At 58.8% G+C, this 19751-nt stretch carries 14 protein-coding genes; 2 read left to right on the forward strand and 12 right to left on the reverse strand.

Annotated elements, in window-relative coordinates:
- Positions 1 to 12 precede the first annotated feature (12 nt).
- From ABAC460_RS37650 to ABAC460_RS37670, 5 genes are all read right to left on the reverse strand, one after another.
- A complete protein-coding gene (locus ABAC460_RS37650) occupies positions 13 to 1380 on the reverse strand; it encodes an ATP-binding protein (RefSeq protein ID WP_023453889.1) in 1368 nt (455 codons plus the stop codon).
- On the reverse strand, positions 1364 to 2017 hold the full coding sequence (locus tag ABAC460_RS37655; protein ID WP_023453890.1) for a response regulator transcription factor: 654 nt from the start codon (positions 2015 to 2017) through the stop codon (positions 1364 to 1366). Before ABAC460_RS37655 ends, ABAC460_RS37650 begins: the two co-directional genes overlap by 17 nt.
- 5 nt (positions 2018 to 2022) lie before the next feature.
- Positions 2023 to 2460: an EamA family transporter gene (locus ABAC460_RS37660; RefSeq protein WP_023453891.1), complete on the reverse strand. Its 438-nt coding sequence runs from the start codon at positions 2458 to 2460 to the stop codon at positions 2023 to 2025.
- Positions 2461 to 2537: 77 nt separating this feature from the next.
- Positions 2538 to 4163: a glycoside hydrolase family 43 protein gene (locus ABAC460_RS37665; protein WP_052012757.1), complete on the reverse strand. Its 1626-nt coding sequence runs from the start codon at positions 4161 to 4163 to the stop codon at positions 2538 to 2540.
- Complete coding sequence (locus tag ABAC460_RS37670) at positions 4153 to 5415, reverse strand: MFS transporter (RefSeq protein WP_031236908.1); 1263 nt, start codon at positions 5413 to 5415, stop codon at positions 4153 to 4155. The genes ABAC460_RS37665 and ABAC460_RS37670 overlap by 11 nt, the downstream gene beginning before the upstream one ends.
- Before the next feature lie 549 nt (positions 5416 to 5964).
- On the opposite strand from ABAC460_RS37670, the gene ABAC460_RS37675 reads away from it, so the two are divergent.
- The gene (locus tag ABAC460_RS37675) at positions 5965 to 6741 is read left to right on the forward strand and encodes a FadR/GntR family transcriptional regulator (protein WP_031236909.1); all 777 of its coding nucleotides are present in this window, start codon (positions 5965 to 5967) and stop codon (positions 6739 to 6741) included.
- Between the two features lie 5 nt (positions 6742 to 6746).
- On the opposite strand, the gene ABAC460_RS37680 is transcribed toward ABAC460_RS37675, so the two are convergent.
- Positions 6747 to 7220 carry a MarR family winged helix-turn-helix transcriptional regulator gene (locus ABAC460_RS37680; RefSeq protein ID WP_023453895.1) on the reverse strand — a complete coding sequence of 158 codons (474 nt, stop codon included), beginning with the start codon at positions 7218 to 7220 and terminating at the stop codon, positions 6747 to 6749.
- Between the two features lie 194 nt (positions 7221 to 7414).
- On the opposite strand from ABAC460_RS37680, the gene ABAC460_RS37685 reads away from it, so the two are divergent.
- Positions 7415 to 8191, forward strand: a complete 777-nt coding sequence (locus ABAC460_RS37685) for an IclR family transcriptional regulator (RefSeq protein WP_023453896.1) — start codon at positions 7415 to 7417, stop codon at positions 8189 to 8191.
- Between the two features lie 84 nt (positions 8192 to 8275).
- Here the strand turns inward: ABAC460_RS37685 and ABAC460_RS37690 are convergent, their stop codons facing one another.
- The 6 genes from ABAC460_RS37690 to ABAC460_RS37715 all read right to left on the reverse strand — a co-directional run bounded on the left by ABAC460_RS37690 (position 8276) and on the right by ABAC460_RS37715 (position 19222).
- On the reverse strand, positions 8276 to 9817 hold the full coding sequence (locus ABAC460_RS37690) for a tryptophan halogenase family protein (protein WP_031236910.1): 1542 nt from the start codon (positions 9815 to 9817) through the stop codon (positions 8276 to 8278).
- 28 nt (positions 9818 to 9845) lie between these two features.
- A complete protein-coding gene (locus ABAC460_RS37695) occupies positions 9846 to 11351 on the reverse strand; it encodes a tryptophan halogenase family protein (protein WP_023453898.1) in 1506 nt (501 codons plus the stop codon).
- Positions 11348 to 12835 (reverse strand): tryptophan 7-halogenase, encoded by a 1488-nt coding sequence (locus ABAC460_RS37700; protein WP_052012758.1) that lies wholly within the window; start codon positions 12833 to 12835, stop codon positions 11348 to 11350. Before ABAC460_RS37700 ends, ABAC460_RS37695 begins: the two co-directional genes overlap by 4 nt.
- 3 nt (positions 12836 to 12838) lie before the next feature.
- Entirely contained in the window at positions 12839 to 14380 is a 1542-nt protein-coding gene (locus tag ABAC460_RS37705) for a tryptophan halogenase family protein (RefSeq protein WP_035426228.1), read from the reverse strand.
- A 690-nt stretch (positions 14381 to 15070) separates the two neighbouring features.
- Entirely contained in the window at positions 15071 to 15706 is a 636-nt protein-coding gene (locus tag ABAC460_RS37710; RefSeq protein ID WP_023453901.1) for a CC0125/CC1285 family lipoprotein, read from the reverse strand.
- A 207-nt stretch (positions 15707 to 15913) separates the two neighbouring features.
- Positions 15914 to 19222: a TonB-dependent receptor gene (locus tag ABAC460_RS37715; protein ID WP_235075809.1), complete on the reverse strand. Its 3309-nt coding sequence runs from the start codon at positions 19220 to 19222 to the stop codon at positions 15914 to 15916.
- Positions 19223 to 19751 lie beyond the last annotated feature (529 nt).

The following is a 19751-nucleotide window of genomic DNA, read 5'->3' on the forward strand; positions in this document are numbered from 1 at the left end:
GAAACTGAAACGTCAGACGATAAAACGGATTTCGACGCCGAGGCCTTCACCATCTTGCGGCGTAAACAAGCGAATCTCTGCGCCGAGAATATCGCAGATACTGCGCACGATCGACAGGCCAAGTCCGCTGCCCGGCTGGGTCGTCCCCTTGATGCGGTAAAAGCGCCCGAAGACGTGTTCGCGCTCAACTTCGGCAATGCCTGGGCCGTGGTCACGGACAGTGAGCCGGGCGCGGCTGTCCATCAGGCTGACGGTGACATCGACCTGAGCACCGGGCGGCGAATACTTGATGGCATTGTCCAGCAGATTGCCGACCAGCAGCGCAAGCAAGGGCTTCGCCGCCACTATGGCCGTTGCCTCGTCGCCGGAGAGACCAAGCTCAATGCCTTTGGCCAGGGCCTTGGGATAGACCTCCGCCAACACCTCCCTGGCGGCATCGTACAGATTGACCGGGGCAGCGTCGGCTTGCACATGGCGGATACGCGCCAGGGTCAGCAACTGATCGAGCAGGCGCGACGTGCGGTGGACGCCCTGGCTCAGATCCTCGAGCATGGCATTCCGGTCCCTGGACGTGCGGACATTGCGGACGACATCGACCTGCACGCCAAGCGCCGCCAGGGGCGTGCGCAATTCATGCGCCGCATTGTCGGTAAACAGGCGTTCCTGGGCGATAGACCGGTCAAGCTTGGCCAGCAGGTGATTGATCGAGTCCGACAAGGGGGCCAGTTCCGACGGAATCGCCTTGCCGTCGATCAGCGACAAATCATCGGACGAACGTTTGCGCACGGCGGCGGCAAATCCAAGCAGATCGCGCAAACCCCAGCGAATGCCCAGCCACACCGCCAGGGCAATGATGGGCAGGATGAGCAGCAGCGGCAGGGACACACCCCAGACGATGCGTTCACTCACCTCGCGTCGGGCATGCAGCATCTCGCTGACCTCGACCACCACGCCGTCGGCCGGCACGCGTAGTGTAAAGACACGCCATGCGTCGTGACCACGTTTCGTGTCGCGGAACCCCTTGCCGGCCACGGGCGCACCCGCCGGCGCGTTGTCGGATTCAATGACCAGACGGCCACCCTTCCACACCCGAAAGCTCCGCCATTTGGCGTATTCGTCCAGCGCCGCCCGATCCTCCGCGTCGAGGCCCAGATCATGTGTCCCGACCCGCAATGCCGCCAGGTCGTCATTGGCGCGGGCCAGATGCCACAATTCCTGGGCCGTGGTGATCAGTTGGGAATCGTAGACCTCCGAGACCTCATCCTGGGCGCTGACATAGGCGATCACGCCGATCAGGGCCGTCACGACGATGAAGGGAATGCCGACCCCCAGCAGGATCTGCAGTGTCAGGGAGGGGCGCCGCTTAGCCGTTGATGACATAACCGACCCCGCGCAAGGTTGAAATCAGTTCGCGCCCCAGTTTCTTGCGCAAGGAATAGATGGCGGCTTCGACCGTGTTGCTCTCGAAATCGCCGTCCCAGCTATAGACCTGTGCCTCGATGTCGCCCTTGCTGACGATGCGCCCCATGCGCGCCATCAGCAGGTTCAGGATCTGGAATTCGCGGGCGGTGATCTTCACCCATTCCCCGGCCTTGCGGACCGTGCGGGCAGCGGTATCGACCTCGATGTCGTTCAGCGTGATGACGGTCTGCGAACGCCCCAGGCTGCGGCGATGGACCGCGCGTAGCCGCGCCAGCAACTCGGCCAGGGCAAACGGCTTGACGATGTAATCGTCGGCGCCGAGGTCGAGGCCTTCGACGCGCGCCTCCAACCCGTCGCGCGCCGTCATGATCAGGACCGGCGTGTCGGACGTCTGGCGCAGCGCCTTCAGGACCTTAAGGCCCGAAATGCCCGGCAGGTTGATATCGAGAATGACCGCCATATAGCTGTTGGTACGGGCGGCTTCGAGCGCGGATTCGCCGTCGCGCAGCCAGTCGGCCGTGTAGCCGCCCTGGATCAGCCCGGTGCGCAGCGCCTTGCCCAACAAATCATCATCTTCGACCAGCAGAAGGCGCATATCGGTCAGGTCCTGTACGCGACCAGGACGGCGCCGCCGGCGATGAGCCCGACGCCGAGCCAGTTGAGCAGAGACAGCTTCTCACCCAGAAACAGCACGGCAAACACGGCGACAAACACGACGCTCAGCTTGTCAATCGGCGCCACCTGGGCGGCGTCACCCAGTTTCAGGGCGTGGAAATAGCAAAACCACGACGCGCCTGTCGCCAGGCCCGACAGAAGCAGAAACAGCCAGGTACGGTTGGAAATGCTGCCCGGCGCCTGCCAGCTGTGGGTTGCCAGGACGACGGCGGCCGCCGCTACAACGATGACCAGGGTACGAATAAAGGTCGCCATATTCGAATTGACCGCCTCGACACCGATCTTGGCGAAGATCGCGGTAAGGGCGGCAAAGACGGCGGACAGCACAGCCCAGAAGGGCCACGACAAGGCGAGGGATTTCATGCGCGTCTCCGGCTTGCGACTCGTTCAGCCATTGGCCCCGCTTATGGGGCGCAGGTAAAGCCCGGCGCGCGTTTTTGTTACATCCCGACGCGACGCCGCGGTACGCTCGCGGCCTCCGTCGCCGCATCCCGGCGGGTATAGGCAAACCCGGCGAAATGCGCCGGGCAAGCCCGTCCCGACGTGTCCTGGCAGGCCATACCGACAAAGGTGCCGGTAAAGCTCGGATGCCCCGGCAAGGTCGCCTCATCGGACAGGCAGGTCGCGTCGAAGACCTCCTCGAGCTGATGCCACGCACCGTCGCTGCGATAGCTGAACCACAGATGCCGGCCATCCGACACCACGCGCAACTCGACCGGCCCGGCCGGAAGCGGATAGATTTTCGACAGCGCCTCCGGACATGCCGGATCCGGCAGCGCCGACATGACGCGCAGATGCCGCCCGGCCGCCTCATCGAAGCTGATGCAGGCGTAGTGGAACTTGGTCGAGTTGTAATAGCAGACCAGCCCCGCCGACTGCTGGAAGCTTTCGGGTTCGAAGTCGACAACCGTCGTCGCCTCGTAGCCGAACGAGGTCTGCCGCCGCGCCACCAGGCTTTGCTCGAACAGGCTCCCGATCGTTTCGCACCCGAACAGGGTCAGGTGCCCCGGCCGCGCCGACAGGCTGAACAAAGCGTCCGGATAGGGCGTGCGCAGCCACTGGAAGTCCTCCGGCAATGTGCTACCAAACGCATAGCGCTGCGTTTCCTCGGCTGAGGCCTTGGCCGGCTGGCCGACCTGAGCCAGGGGTTCCGACGGTTCGATCCATCCGTCCGCCGTCCAGCGTACCGGCTGCAACGCCGTTTCGCGCCCCAGCACACAAGCTTGCGTCCCCGGAACCGGCCGGGCGCACAGATAGGCCATCAGCCACGTTCCGTCCTCCGCCTCGACCAGGTCGCCATGCCCGGCCTTCTGCAAGGCGAGGTCCGGCCGGCCGCGGCTCGTCACAATCGGCCCATACGGACAGACCTCGTACGGTCCGTACAGGTCACGCGACCGCGCCAGGGTGACGGCATGGTCCCACCCGGTGCCGCCTTCGGCGACAACCAGGTAATACCAACCATCGCGGCGATAGAGGTGCGGCCCCTCGGTATAGCCCAACTCGGTGCCTTCGAAGATCACCTTCGCTTCCCCGAACAGGACTCGGGCTTCCGTGTCGTACGGCTGCATCAGGATGCCGGCAAAGCGGTTATGGCCGCTGCGGTGATCCCACAGGAGATTGAGCAGATAGCTCTTGCCGTCCGTGTCATGGAACAGCGACGGATCAAAGCCGCTGCTATTGAGATAGACCGGATCGGACCAGTCGCCCTCGATCGCATCGGCGGTCACGACATAGTTGTGGAAGTCTCGCAGCGACATGCCCTGGGCGCCGTACTCGGTCGTTCGACCATAGCGCCGGACCAGCGAATAGGTGAGATAAAACCGGCCCTTGGCATAGCTCAGGCACGGCGCCCAGATGCCGCAGCTATCGGGTATGCCGCGCAGATCCAGCTGCGACGACCGCCGCAGGGGCCGCGACACCAGCCGCCAATTGACCAGGTCGGTGGAGTGATGGATCTGCACGCCCGGGAACCACTCAAAGGTCGAGGTGGCGATATAATAGTCGCTGCCGACGCGAATGATCGACGGATCGGGGTTGAAGCCCTGCAACACAGGATTACTGATCACGCACCGCCTCCGTTGGCTTGACCAGAAGCCACAACAGCAACGCCCCCAACAGGTCGATGCCGCCCAGGATAAAGAAGAAGGGCGTATAGCCCGTCGTCGCCACCAAAGTCCCTATGGCGACCGAAAACAGCAGGGCGCCCAGATTGGCGGCGGTCCCGGCCAGACCCGCCACGGTCGCGACCTCGCTCTGGCGGAACAAATCCGACGACATGGTGATGACGGTCACCGACAGGGTCTGGTGCGCGAAGGCCCCCAAACACAGCAGTGCGATGGCGACGTAGGGGCTCTCCACGAAGCCAACGAAGACGACCCCCATCATCATGACGGCCCCGACCGTAAAGGTCAGCCGGCGAGCATTAATCAGAGAAATCCCGAATTTCTGAAATGTGGAAACGAGGAACGGCCCGAACAGGCATCCGATGTCGGCGGCGACGAACGGCAACCACCCGAACAGGGCGATCTGCTTCAGGTCGAACCCCCTCACCGTGGCCAGGTACAGCGGCAGCCAGAAGACCAGCGTGCTCCAGGTCGGATCGGCCAGGAACCGCGGGATGGCAATGCCCCAAAAGTTACGCTGTTTCAGTATGTTGAGCAGCGACGGCCGCTCTCCCGAAGCCGCGAGATGCTTTTCCTGACCATCCAGGATGTAGTTCTTTTCCGGATCTTTCAACGCTTTATGCTCTAACGGCGAGCGATAGGTGAAAAACCACAGCACCGCCCACAGCACACCCAACGCGCCGGCAAAGACGAACGCGGCCTGCCAGTTGTAATACAGGATGGCAAACGCGACCAAAGGCGGCGCCAGCATGGACCCCACAGAGGCGCCGATATTGTAGAGACCGCTGGCAAACCCCCGTTCCTTGGCCGGAAACCACTCGGAAACGACCTTGAGCCCACCGGGTTGGGCGGTGCCCTCGGCAAACCCCTGAAGGCCGCGCAACCAGGCCAATGCCTGCCAATTGCCCGCCAGGGCATGGGCCATGGTGATCACACCCCAGGCCAGGGCGAACAGGAACAATCCCATCTTCAGCTTGACGACATCGAGGATGAAACCGGCGATGGGCTGCAACATGATGCCGAACTGAAAAACGCCGGTAATGAAGCCATAGTCCTTTTCGCTCATGTTCATCGTGGTCATGAGCGTCGGCGCCGCAACGCTGAGCGTGCTGCGCGTCAGATAGTTGAGGATGGTGCCGACTGTCAGCAGCGCAATAATGCCCCACCTCACGCCACCGCTGTTAATTCGCACCATAAACAGGACCTTGCTGAACCAGCGGAAATTGCGCGCTCGGACGTACATTATTGACGCCAGCGATGTCGATATAGGTCATGCTCTTCATGGTGTGTTGAATTGTGGTGCCGCACGAGATTAGGTCTGATGTTATAATTGTTCACATCGTCCATTCCCGTCAATAGCTATTCACCACGCAATGCACTCGATTTCCACCCCCAGAAAATCGTCAGGGGAATTTTGACTTTAATTTATTGTTTTTTATAGCAAAACCTCCAAGGCCCTTTTATAACTGGGCAACTTTATTTCAAAATTAGGCGCAAGCGCTCAAACCTCGCGCCCAGTCTAATTGGGATAAATAGTCTGCTTGTATAAATCAAAAATGGGACACCGACCCCGGTTGAGCCGGCCATCGGCGGGACCGGCACCCCCCGTCCCTGTACGGAAGACTTGCATTCTCGTCCGGCTATGGCACTAACGATCATAACAGGAACCCACCCGCGACAAGCCGGCACGGCTTGGGGCATACACAGCATCGGAAATATCCGGTTTGATTTTCCACGGTCATTCATGAGTAAAGACAAACGGCGGCAGATCGTAACCTGGGACAGCGACACCGGGGAAGGTCAGTCCGTGAGTGGCCGGCTATCGTCGTCGCGCCTCCACGATATGCTGGCGCAGAAGCTGGCGACGGAAATCATCTCGGGCCACCGGCTGCCGGGGGACGTCCTGCCGACGGAAATGGACATGTCCATCTCGCTCGGTATTTCCCGCACCGCCGTGCGCGAAGCCATGCGAATCCTGAGTTCCAAAGGCCTGATCGAACCACGCCCCAAGCGCGGTACCTGCGTCACCGAGAAAAGTGCCTGGAATTTGCTGGATCCCGATGTCATCGGCTGGATGTTCGCAAACGAGCCCGACGACCGGCTGGTCCGCAACCTGTTCGAACTGCGGCTGATTATCGAGCCGGCCGCCGCCGCCCTGGCCGCTCAGCGCAGAAACGTCACGCACCTGGCGCAGATGTTCAAGGCGCTTGAGATCATGGATCGCGACACCCTGTTTACCGAATCGGGCCAGCAGGCCGACAAGGACTTCCACGCCGCTCTTCTGGCGGCGGCAGATAACGACCAACTGGCCTCTTTGAACGCATCGATCGGCGCCTCGGTCGCCCTGTCGACCCGCTACAAGATCGAACATGATGTGCTGGGTTCCGACCCGGTTGCCGCCCACAGGGCCGTTTACGACGCCATCGAGCACAGTGACCCTGCCGAAGCACGCTGGTGCATGGAATCCCTGATCCGGCAGGCTCAGAAGGACATCGTCAAGAGACGCGATCCGGACACCTGAGGCCCCTACTCCTCCGCCTCCCGCGGCGGCATGGCAGCCAGTTGGCGCAGGCCCTTCATGAAGTTATCGAAATCAACGCCCGCCAGGATTTTTTGCATCCGCTCCAGGTGCTGGCGCTGGATAAGCTTGGCCTGGGCCAGCAGTTCCCCCCCCGACTTCGTCAGGGCCAGTTGATTGGCGCGGCGGTCCATCTTGTCCACCTTCCGTCCCACCAGATCCCGCTCCTGCAGCGCGTCGATCAACGCTACCACATTCGGCCGCTGGATTTTCAGCCGATCACCGATAACGTGCTGACGCAGACCGGGCTCGGCCTCGATCAGCATCAGCACCGACAGATCGACCGGGCGCAGCCCAATCTCCTTCATCCGGTCGATGAGCTCGGCAAACACGGCCAACTGCGCGAGGCGCAGTTGGAAACCAATCTGACTCTCCAGCAGTTCCGTCGGATCCGTTTCAACGGACGAGGTTTTCTTTTTCAAGGCGTACTCCGAATCCTTCGCGAGCGCCTAGTATGGAACGCCTGCCTTTACCACGCCGCGCGATAGTCTTCTTCCGTCGCCACGCGAAACCAGATGATTGCATTCTCTTGCCATCCGCCATTAGCTTATGTCTAGGGTGATTCAGCAGCTGCCCCAAATCATCACCTTCGTTGCTATTAAAGGCTCCCATATCCATGGCCAGTTCGCCCCAAGCACCCGATGACGCGGCAAAGGCGCCCGTCTACAGCGCGCCGGCGCTCGAAAAAGGCTTCACGATCCTGGAACTCCTGGCGGAGTTCCCTCGTGGTTTGACGATTACGGAGATGGCCGGAAAACTTGGCCTGTCCGTCAGCGAGATCTTTCGTGTCATCATGGTTATGGAACGCCTTGGCTGGCTAAGGCGCCATCCTGGCGATCGTTTCCGCGTCACCATGCGGGTGCTTGAAGTCGGGTTCAAGGCGACTCCCGTCGATGATCTCGTTCAGACCGCCGCCCCATATATGCGCGAACTCACCAATCGCATTGAACAATCGTGCCATCTGGTCGTTCGCAACGGAAACCAAGGCATGGTGGTCTACCGTCAGCAAACCCCCGGGCCGACGGTTTTCGCAGTCCGCGTAGGCGCGCAAATCCCGCTCGAAAGCACCTGTTCCGGCCACGTCCTGCTCGCTTTCGATGCAGTGAACGATGGTCCCGTGGTCAGTAGCGTTATCGAGGATCCCGCCGTTGACCTCATGCTGCGAAAGGTGAAGTCGCGGGGCTATGAAATGATGAAGAGTACGCGCACGGTCGGCGTAACCGACATCAGTTATCCGATCTTCGGAGGCAACGGTATCGTGCTGGCCGCCCTGACCGTCCCTTTCCTTCAGCTCATTGACGGAACACAAACGGTATTGCGCGACGAGGTCCGCCTCGTCCTACAGGAGAGCTGCCGCCAGATCTCGGAAGAACTGGGCGCGATCCTCTCGTAACCCGCGTCTTAGAGCGCGTTTCGATCCGGTAGAATCGGATGGGCGCTCTAAGCTTTTGTTTTTACGCGCATCCCCAAAAGTGCGTCACGCTTTTTGGGATGCACTCAAATACAGACCACCCGCGCTGCGGCAATTCCGGTCGATAAAGGCCTGATGGCCGGGCATCGTAGCGAGCGAGCGAGTGACGTCGTCCTCAAAATGTGCCATGCGGCGCACGAGTTCCTCCTCCGAGATCATGTCTGCGATCGGGTGGTAACGCTTCGGCTCGATATTCTGGCCGTGCATCACGGCCAACCAACTGACTTCGTTGAACAGTTCGTTGTCGTGACGGTACTGCCGCGCATTCTCTTTGAATATGGCCAAACGGTCTTCAAGCGTCTGGGGTATCGCCATGGTCCGGCAATAGTTCCAGAAGGGACTATCGTCGCGCGCGGTGGCATTATAGTGCAGAATAATAAAATCGCGGACCTGTTCATATTCCAGTCGGGTTCGACGGTTGTAATAGTCGATGTCCGGCTGGTTGAAGGTCTTGTCTGGAAAGTTGGTCATCAGTCGGGCGATGGCCGTCTGGATCAGGTGGATCGACGTCGATTCCAGCGGCTCCAGGAAACCCGACGCCAGCCCCAGGGATACGACATTTTTCTTCCAGGGGCTCTTTCGTATGCCGGCTGTAAACCTCAGGAAATTCGGCTCCGTTAGCGGGGCACCATCCAGATCGGCATTGAGGCTGTCCAGCGCGGCATCGTCGGATATATGGGCACTGGAATAGACATGGCCGTTACCCGTTCGAGACTGGAGCGGGATGCGCCATTGCCAGCCCGATGACTTGGCGGTAGCGCGCGTATAGGGGATCGGATCGGCGACCCGCTCACATGCACGCGCGACAGCTCGGTCACACGGCAGGTAGCGGCTCCAGTCGTCATAACCTGCCTTGAGAGTCTGCTCGATCAGCAGCCCGCGAAATCCGGAGCAATCGATGAACAGATCGCCTTCGATGACCTCACCCGTTTCTAGGACGACGCTTTGGACGTGACCGGATTGCGGATCCTGGACCACATTCGTGATACGTCCTTCCGTCCGGATCACGCCTCGGGCCTCAGCCTGCTCGCGCATCAAACGCGCGTAAAGGCTGGCATCGAAATGGAAGGCATAGGCAATAAGGCTGAGCGCGGAATTCACCTTGGACGGGTCGGGGCGCTGGAACTTGCCGGCCCGTGCGGCCTGTATCATCAGGCTGTACCGTTCCAGCGGTGGCGCCTTGCCCAGAGCGGCATAACGCAGCCAGAAGTGGTGGAAGTGGATGCCGTCCATAGGACCGCCGTAAGGGCCAAACGGGTGGATATAGCTCTGTCCAAGCCGTCCCCAGTTGACGAACTCAATACCCGTCTTGAAGGTTGCGTTGGTTTTTCTGACGAACTCGTTTTCGTCGATTCCCAAAAGTCGGTTAAAGTAAAGGATATGCGGAATGGTCGCTTCACCGACACCGACCGTGCCGATGGCTTCGGATTCGACGACGCGGAAGGCAACCTGGTTTGCCGGCAGCAGTTTCGACATACCGGCGGCCGCCATCCATCCGGCGGTTCCCCCCCCGACGATAACAACTTTGCGAATTCTCAAATCTTGCATGATGTGGCTTTGCGGTTGGCGCTAAAAATCAGGCCCCTACAGCGGGGCAGTAGCTTTGCAGAAAGGCAGCGTGGGTGGGCATGCGGCCAGCTTCGGCGTGCATGGCCTGACGCATGGAGTCAAGGCTGTCCCTGACGGCATCAGACGGCAGCATGGCGATCACAGGGTCAAAGCTTCGCGGCATGATGCCCTGGCCCAGGAAAACGGCGATCCAGCTCGGGCGTCCGAACAGTTCCTCCCTGTAGGCATAGGTCCGACCTGCCGTTCGGAACAAGTCGATCTTGTGACTGAGGCTATCGGGAATGCTCATGTTGCGGCAGTAGTTCCAGAATGGCGTGTCGTCGCGTTCGGTCGCATTGTAATGCAGGATAATGAAGTCGCGCACCTGCTCGAACTCGGTCTGCATGTGCTGGTTATATTCCTTGCGCACCACCTCGGGCAGCGAAGCGTCCGGGAACAGGGCGATAAAGCGGCTGATGCCTTCCTGGATCAGATAGATCGAGGTCGATTCCAGTGGCTCAAGAAAACCGGCCGACAGACCGATGGCGACGCAGTTGTTCTTCCAGAAGGCGTGACGGTGCCCAGCCTTGAAGCGAATTTTACGAGGCGATGCCATGGCCTCGCCGTCAAGATTGGCGAGCAGGATCGCGGTGGCTTCGTCGTCCTCCATGAAGGCGCTGCTGTAGATATGGCCGTTGCCGGTGCGGGTCTGGGTCGGGATCCGCCACTGCCAGCCCGCGGTCCGGGCCGTCGAGCGCGTATAGGGCAACAGCGGACCGGCGTGGGCGCAAGGCACAGCCTGCGCCGTGTCGCATGGCAACCAGTGGCTCCAGTCATGATAACCAACACCCAGGGTTTTGCCGATCAGAAGCGCGCTGAACCCCGTGCAGTCGAAGAAGAGTTCGCCGTCAATCGTCTCGCCCGTGTCGAGTCTCAGTGCGGTGATGTCGCCTGATTCCGGCGCCTGAAGGATGTCCTCGACCTTCCCCTCGACACGGCGCACGCCCCGCGCCTCCGCATAGCTGCGCAGGTAGCGTGCATACAGGGTGGCGTCGAAATGATAGGCATAGCGAAGATGACTGCGCGGCGAATTTGTCGTTCCTGGCAGGTCAAACCGGCTTTGGCGGGAAGCAACGGCGGACATGCTGTAGGCGTCGATAGGATAAGCATTGCCGTCAGCGCGGCTGCGCAGCCAGTACTGATGGAACTCGTAACCATTCATATCGACGCCATGGCCGCCGAACGGATGGATATAGGCATCCCCCTTGCGCCCCCAGTCGACGAATTCGATGCCCAGCTTGAAGGTGGCGTGGGTCGCCTTCATGAACTCGTCTTCACGAATGCCGAGGTGACGGTTGAAATTGATGATCTCGGGAATGGTCGCCTCGCCGACACCGATCGTGCCGATCTGGTCAGACTCGACCAGGGTGACCGACACGAACTTCGGATCGAGTTGGCTGGACAGCGCCGCCGCAGTCATCCAGCCCGCGGATCCACCGCCCAGAATGACGATCTTCTTCAGATACGAGGTCATGCCTCACCTTTTTGTTGTCGAAGATATTTGGTCAGACCGTTCAGATAGGCTCCATGCGGTGGCATGGATCGGATCGCACTGTCGATGTTGTTACGAAGTGCCTCCAGATACTGCCTGATCCTGGCATTGTCCGCGCCATCAACAATGCGATCATACCGTAACGGCCGGCGCCCCATTCCGTAGTGAAGAATGAGCCAGTCCTCCGGACCGAACGGTTCCAGGTCGTAAGCGACATGCAGACCGCGGCTTTCAAACTGTTCGATCTTGCGTATCAGGCGTTCATCGGCTGGTGTGAGGGCGGCGCCCCAGTACGGAGCCCCGTCCACGGGTTGCGTCTCGAACAGGGCGCGCGTGAACAGGTCGGCATGGACATAATCCGCCAGGGCCTGGCGATTATACTCACGGCGCTCAACCGAAAGGTCATCCGATACAGGCAAAAGGGGCAGCAGGCGTTCGATATCCCGCTGAAGCAGGAGCATGGGGGCTATGGTGACGGGTTCCGCCACACAAGCCGCGTGACCAATGCCGACACAGTTGCCGACCCAGGCCATGTCGCGCCAGCCGATATCGACGATCGCCGACCTTTCCGGCCCCGTGGCAAACGCGGCCTGGACCTCCGTGTCCGAATCCGGACTCGTGATCGTCAGCATGAGGTTAGAGCTGCGCAAGGCAGTCTTTGCCTGCCAGCCATAAGGCATACCGCTGATCGTCGTAACGGCCTGGCCGGGCGTTTCCGTTTCCGTGCGTGTCAGATAGGCATGCAGGCGCCGGGCGCTGTGACGCTCGCCTGCAATGTGCGACAAAAGCGTCGCCTGCGCCCCTGTGGCATCGATCCACAAATCGGCCGTCAGGGTCTGACCGTCGCTCAGGTGAATGGCGTTAATAACGCCATCGGCGGCATCAATCGCAGAAATATCTGCGGCGATCTTCCGCACGCCGCTACGTGTGGCAGCGCGCTCGAACAAGGATCCGTAGGCCGAAGCGTCAAATTGATAGCCGTATTCCGCCCGCGACAACGGGTGGCCAGGGTCTTCCGGGGGATGGGCAAAGACGCCGCGTCGGGCCGCCACGGCCGATACCAGAAACGGCTCCAGAGCTGCTTGCCCCTGTTGCGTCAGGTAATGTTGAAACGTCGCGCCTTCCAGGACCGGCAGAGGCAGATGAAATGCCTGAACCCAGTCCAACCGGCGCGCGCCCCAGTTCGTGAAATGCGTTCCATATGAAAAGGTCGTGTCGCTGTCCAGGATCAGATCCGGCTCGGAGACCCCCAATGAAAGGTTGAAATCGTAGGCCGCGGGCGAGGTCAGGTTGCCGTAGAAGACGTCGGTATCAGCGTCCGACATACCCGCAATCCAGATCACGTTGAGCGAACTGCAAAGATAAGGTGCCAAAGCGGCGCAAACCTGCTGAGCGGCCAAACCACCACCGCAGACGACAATTTGACGGCCCACAATTTGAGCGGCCGACGTATCAGATGTTCCCATGGTTTACCCTACCTGCGCGACCAAGGGACCGGTGTCAGACGCCGCCCCCATTTGGCGGATGTAGTCCTTATGGTCGGGCGTCGCCGAAACTGCGGCCTTCACCCGTTGCCGTAAGTCCTCCGAGCTCTGAATCAATGCATCCTGCACCATCCGGTTGACACGGGGATCATAATTGCGAGGTAACAGGTTCTGCCCCGTCATGACGGCAATCCAGCTTGGTGGCAAGAAAACGCCGAACTCATAACGGATGAGTTGCCCCCGAGTAAGCCATATCTGGATTTTTTCCTCCAGACTGTCGGGAAGTTTCAAGTTTCGGAAATGCCGCCACATCTCGGTGTCGTCGCGCTGGGTCGCAACATAGTGCAGTAGAAGGAAGTCGCGCACACGTTCAAAATTCACCCCCATACGCCGATTGTATTCATCGATATCTGATTGCAGAAATCTCTTGTCAGGGAAGATATGCAGTAATTCCGTGATGCCTTCCTGAATCAGATGGATCGAGGTCGATTCGAGCGGCTCCAGGAAACCAGCGGCAAGCCCGATGGCCACGACATTGCGATTCCAGAACGCCTTGCGTCGGCCGGTCGTGAAATAGAGTTGACGCGGGTCAGCCAGTGTTGGCGCATCCAGATTGCCGAGCAGGCGATGTGCCGCGTCTTCGTCACTGATGAAACTGCTGCAGTAGACGTAGCCATTGCCCGTTCGATGCTGCAAAGGGATCCGCCATTGCCATCCGGCTTCGAGGGCTGTCGCGCGCGTGAACGGCGTCAAACTGCCGCGCGATTCGCACGGCACAGCCAGGGCCCGATTGCATGGCAGCCACTGGCTCCAATCGTCATAGCCCGTTTTCAGCGCCTGCTCGATGAGGAGGCCGCGAAAACCCGAACAATCGACATAAAGATCGGCGGCCACAACCTCACCACTGTCCAGTGTCATCGAAGCGACGTGGCCTGTTTCGGCGTCCAGTCTTGTATCAACGACCTTGCCCTGGCGTCTAACCACGCCCCGCGCCTCGGCAAACTGACGCAGGAAGGCGGCGTAACGTGTCGCGTCGAATTGGTAGGCATATCCGAAAGTCGATTCGATCCGGGTCCTGTCGTTCGAGGGATGACGAAACCGGTTGGCTTCAGCGATAGAGGTAGGAAAGGCATAGTCGTCAAGATGGGAGGCCAGGCCAAGCTTCTGCAGGCGCAGCCAATGCTGATAGAAGGCAATGCCATCGATGGGCTCGCCGTAATCACCAAATGGATGAATGTAACGGTCGCCGATACGGCCCCAGTTGCAAAACTCGATGCCGAGTTTGAATGTCGCTTCGGTCGCCTTCATAAAGGTGACTTCGTCTATGTTAAGGGCCGTATTGAAATTACGGATGTGAGGCAGGGTGGCTTCACCAACGCCAACCGTGCCGATTTCGTCGGATTCCACGAGAGTAATGGAAATCGGCAGCCTCTTAAATTCATGCGCCAGGGCGGATGCCGCCATCCATCCCGCCGTACCACCGCCCACAATGCATATGCTTTTTATGGCTTGGGGATGATCGCTCATGCTGGGGGTCCTCTCTGCCGCAGTATCAGGCATTGGCTCGGAATGCCGTTATACAATGAAATTGCGCGATGACGACCAGCCGCAACCTGGGTTGTCAAATCTCATCAGGAATTGAATCCATCTGCCAACGTAATTGCCGTATATCGACTTGTCATCCTGGTGATTGCTTTAGAGCGCGTTTAGATCCGGAAGAATCGGATCGGCGCTCTAAGCTTTTGTTTTAACGCGCATCTTAATCCGAAAAGTACGTCACACCTTTCGGGATGCGCTCTAGTGCGGACTTATGAGCACGCCCTGCGCCGGATGTAGCTCACGGCGATTGGCTCATGGCATGGATGTGAAGAGTGAGAACGTGATAAGGGCGCCGCGTTTCTCGGGCGCGACGCCCCCAGTCGCTTCGGCACAATTTTTCGGGAGAAGAATTGAAACCGCAATGATCATAACTCATACATATCCCAAGTCAACAAGTATAATGCATATATAGACTTACGACGCGTTATATTTATCAATATTATATTTTAATATTAAATTCAAAAAAAGTAATCGCGACCACAATTCCCGTGAAATAAATCAAATGCACTTCCTTACGACACGCATTTACCGCCGAGAACCCAAAAATGCCGAACAATACTTACACACATAGGCACGCCAAGCCGCAAAAATGACTTGGCGCACCAACTATGCGCAAATTTACTTCATAGTCGAGCGGATCTCTTCAACAGTCGATTTGGCTTCGAAGATATCAGGTTGCTTCTTGACACCTTCGAACTTGGCTTCGTCACCACTGCCCATCTGAATAATCAGAGCTGCCTGAACGACCTTCTTGGGCTTCCAACGTTCGAGAACCGACGGAGGAACATCACCGCCGCCGAACCCACCCGTGGAAGGGCCCATTTGAACATTGCCGTCACCACCCCCGGCACTGTTGCCCGCCGCAGGACCGGAACCCGATCCCCCGGCGCTCCCGCTCGCAGACATGGTGTTACCGATAAAGGCGCCTGACCGCGACGCAATATCATCCTCGCCGCCTTGCTCAATGGTTTTGACCGTGGAACTGAGAACGGCAAACCACTCATACCCGGATTCTTCCGTCAATTCCGCGGCGCGCAGCAACGCATATTGTGCCGCCAACGTCTTCTTAGTGCGAGCTTCGCCGGTGAAGACGACGACATACTGATTACCACCCAGAGAAGCCGATGTGTAACCCGCACCACCGTTGGCGCCGGCAGGCTGATAGACCGAATCTTGCGCCATGGCGACAGATGGAAGGGTACCAACTGCACTTATAGCTATGGCCGAAGCCACGATGGTCAGAAATTTCTTCATTGTGGATTTCCTTCTTGCATGCTGCCAACGCGGCCTTGACCACGATGCAACAGCGCACCGAATAAACGCCGAACCAGGCAGCCTCATTAAAAAGGCCATCAGAACTTCGCTTACCCTCATCTACTCAACATAAATGTGCAAACAATATGACCAAACAAGGGGTGGGTGTATTTCCCACCCCTTGCCGGACGTCATGCGTTATGCACCTTAGTACTGGTAGCGAACGCTGAACACGAAGCGGCGGTCGTTCAGGAAGCTGAAGCGATCAACGCGTTGACCATCGGCGCTGATTTGCGCTTCGGCCTTGTTCTTGGTGTCGAGCAGGTTCGACGCGTTCAGGGAGACCTGGAACTTATCGTTGATCTCATACTTGATCGAGCCGTCAAGGAAACCAACCGCCGAGTTAAAGATCGGACCACCGGTGATGTAGTCACGGTAGGTGGTCAGATTCTCATCACGCCAGTTGTAGGCCAGGCGGCCTTCCCACTTGTCGTCCTGGTAGATACCGACAAGGTTGACGATATACTTGGACTGACCCAGCAGGTTGTTGACACCGAAGCGATAGATAGTGCCGAAGGCGTCGGGCGTTCCGTCACCGTCAGCGTCGGTGTAGGGCGGAGGCGGTGCGGCGCTTGCGTCGATATAGGTGAAGTTGGCCTGCATACCCAGGTGGGACATCCAGCCCGGCAGGAAGTCATAGAACTGCTGATAGGCCAGTTCGACGCCTTGAATGTCGGCCGAATCTTGGTTGACCAGACCACCGTACACCACGCTGACCGTCTTGCCGTCGAGGGTCATGGACCCCATCGTCGTGTCGCCGCTTTGGATGATGTTCTTCAGTTCTTTCTTGAAGAAGGCCGTCGAAACCGTACCACCCTGGAAGTACCACTCCCACGACACATCGTAGTTGATGGAGGTCGTCGGCTTCAGGCTGGGGTTACCACCCGTGATGCGGATCTGTTCCAGCGAGAAGGACGATGCCCCACGGTCAACCTTGAACAACGGATCCTCAGTACAGGTCGTTGCGGGCGCCTGGGGCACGCACGGCTGGATCACCGGGAAGGACGCGCGGCTGGTGACAGCACGCAAGGTTTGGCCAGCACGCATATCCTGAATGTTCGGACGGCTGAGGTTCTTGCTGGCGCCGAAACGAATCAGCATGTCTTCGTTCAAGTTCCACTTCAGATTGAACGAGGGCAGCCAATGATCGTCTTCAACGTGGACAGTTTGCGGTTCATACTTACCCGTTTGCCCTGCCGCGCAGGCTACGTGAATGTCAGCCCCCAAACCAGGGCAGAGGAACTTGGTCGTTTCCGGCAGGAAGTCCTGCACGGCGTCGCGGCTTTCGGCATCCGGTGTCCGAGGCTGCGTCGGGGTCGAAAGCTGTACCGGATCCGCTGAGAACGATTGGTAGCTCAAGTAGCCCTCAGAATCCAAATTGGTTTTCGAGTAGCGAACGCCGAAGTTACCATCGATCGACATGCCGTTGTCGAAATCATGACCGAAGTTGGCCATCAGATAGACGTTGTCGGTCTTTTCGGTAATGCGCGAAACGTTGTTGTCGTTAAAGACCGGCTGGTAATTTGAATCCAGCGGCGACAGCCAGTTGGTCTTCAGCGACCCGTCAGCGTTCGACAGTCGGCTATCGGACTGCATGAAACGCAGCATAGCCTCGGGGTTGAGCAGAAGCTCATCGCTGATAACCAGGAACTTGGTCTGCCCCCCCTGATCCGACATCAACACGCCAGAGTCACGGTAGAAGTCAGCAAAGTCGACTTCCTGATACAGCTTTTTGTCCATGGCCCCCAGGGTGCCGAGACCGACATTGCCCCAACGGGGACCGATGCCGCCCCAATTCAGGTCAGCCTGCTTGTTAACCTGGCTACGTTCGGACGTACGGACGCCAAACTTCACAGATTTGAACCAGTTATTGTCCTCGAAGTCGTACTGGACGTCGGCGCGGAAGGCTGTCAGTTCGCCGGTACCGCGTTGATGGCCCTGAGAGTTGTACAACCAAAGCGTATTGGCCGGATCATTCGTGCCGGTTATCGCCGTGGATTGGTAACCGCCGTTCCCGTTGAAGGCTGTGTCGAACTTCGTCCGCGGATCCACCGTCAAGCGAACACGCGGGTCATCCAAATCGGCTGATATCCACGCCTTTGCGAAGGTCTGGGTACCGCCCCACAGTTCGTCAACGGAAGCCGTCGCCTTGGTCTGCTGGGCATCGAGTTCGACAAACAGTCTGTCGGTCGGACGCCACTTGTAGTTCAGGCTCAGGTCCTCGGTCGTCGACTTCTCAGTCTTGCCAATCGACAAAACGTTGACCCCCAGGCCGTAAGCACCAAACCAGGTATCGTCGGAATTGGTGATGAGGCCCGACTCCATCAGGCCGCCCGTCGTTGCGAAAGTTTTTTCGCAGTAGTCTTGGCCGCGCGGCGGGTTTGCGCCGGCGTCAACGTTCGGGTCATTACACAGGTTCAGGGCCGGGGTGGACCAACCGGTATTGTACTTGGCATCGGTGAAGCTGTAGTGCTGGTTGTTGTTGCCGCCCGGGAAGGATTCAAGCGTACGTTCGACGCCTTGGGTGTCGTTTTCGACCCGAATGTACTTGGCGGTCAGGCGGGAGTTGTCATTCTTCCATTGCCCGGCGATGTACAGGCTGTCACGATTACGATCGACGTCGTTGGTGCGCATCTGGAAGCCGAGCATGGCGCCGACGATCTTGTCGTTGGTCGTGCGCGGATTTGTAGTCAGCTGCTCACTGGTGCTGTTGCCATTGGCGTCAACAGCGCGCGGGATCGGCGCAGGCTGCTGCCAGCCCTCGATCCGCGACAGCAGCCGCGAGGTCGAATAGCCACCCATCAGGCCGAACTCACCGATATCTGTCTGCCAGCGGTTACCGATGACGGCGTTGTAAGACGGCGACCACTTCTTCCCCAGGTCACCATAGTTGAAATCCGCCGAAACCGACGCGAAATACCCCTTGCGGTCGAAAGGCTCGAGCGTGCGGAGGTTAACCGTGCCACCGATGCCGCCTTCGATCAGGTCAGCCGACGAGTTTTTGAAAACGTCAACGGCGCCGACGAGCTGCGGCGGAATGCTGGACCAATCCAGAGCGCGACCCGCATTTGCCGAGAAGGCGTCACGGCCGTTGAATTCCGAACGCACAAAACCCAGTCCGCGGATCAGGTTACCGCGACCTTCGGGCGACGGGAAGTCCGGGCTGCCGCCCAGCGTAAAGCGGGTCACGGTCACGCCGGGAACGCGCTGCAGCGCTTCAGCGACCGACAGGTCCGGCAGAGCGGAAACGTCCGACGCGGTGATCGAGTCGACAAAGGTCGAGGCCTTGCGCTTGATCTGCGCTGCGGTCTGCAGCGAACCACGAATACCGCTAACAACGATGACGGAATCATCCGCCGGCGGCGCGGCTTGTTCAGCGGCAGCCGGCGCTGCGTCCTGGGCGAAAGCCGCCGTAGACAGCAATGCCGCGGCGAGCGCCGTCGAACCGAGCAACACAGCGCTCCGTCGATACTGGCGACCGACAACACTGCGATTTTGGACAGAACTGTCCCGTGTGCTTTTCATGATATTACGCCTCCCTATCCTCGACTGGCTGCATGGGCCGCGAGGTGATTTTATGCCTTCCCCTAGGGAAAGGACCTATGAATAAACTCGTTGGTGTCGTTCGCGCGCGGACCGCACTTCGTACACTCAGCCCGCCCGCGCCTTAAGACCCCCAAACGGTATGTTACCGGTCACAAACTTTCAATAATAAAAGTCGGACAATTTTCAGATAATGTCATTCCCGTGGCACGATTGCGACACTTTAATTCCATACCTGATACTTTCTTGTAACTTAAGAATGGTGGTCGCGCCACTCCGTCAGCGCAAAATGCCGCAAATTTTATAACATTTACAATATTGTTTTTATTTAATTAATCCAGGTATACGAAATACGATGGCGCCAAAAGCTCACACTTTGGCCACATTTCAGGCATTTGCCAGCGCCACAAATGTCGATGATTTTTTACTTATAAATATAAAT

It is taken from the genome of Asticcacaulis sp. AC460, from assembly GCF_000495795.1.
Taxonomy (GTDB): domain Bacteria; phylum Pseudomonadota; class Alphaproteobacteria; order Caulobacterales; family Caulobacteraceae; genus Asticcacaulis.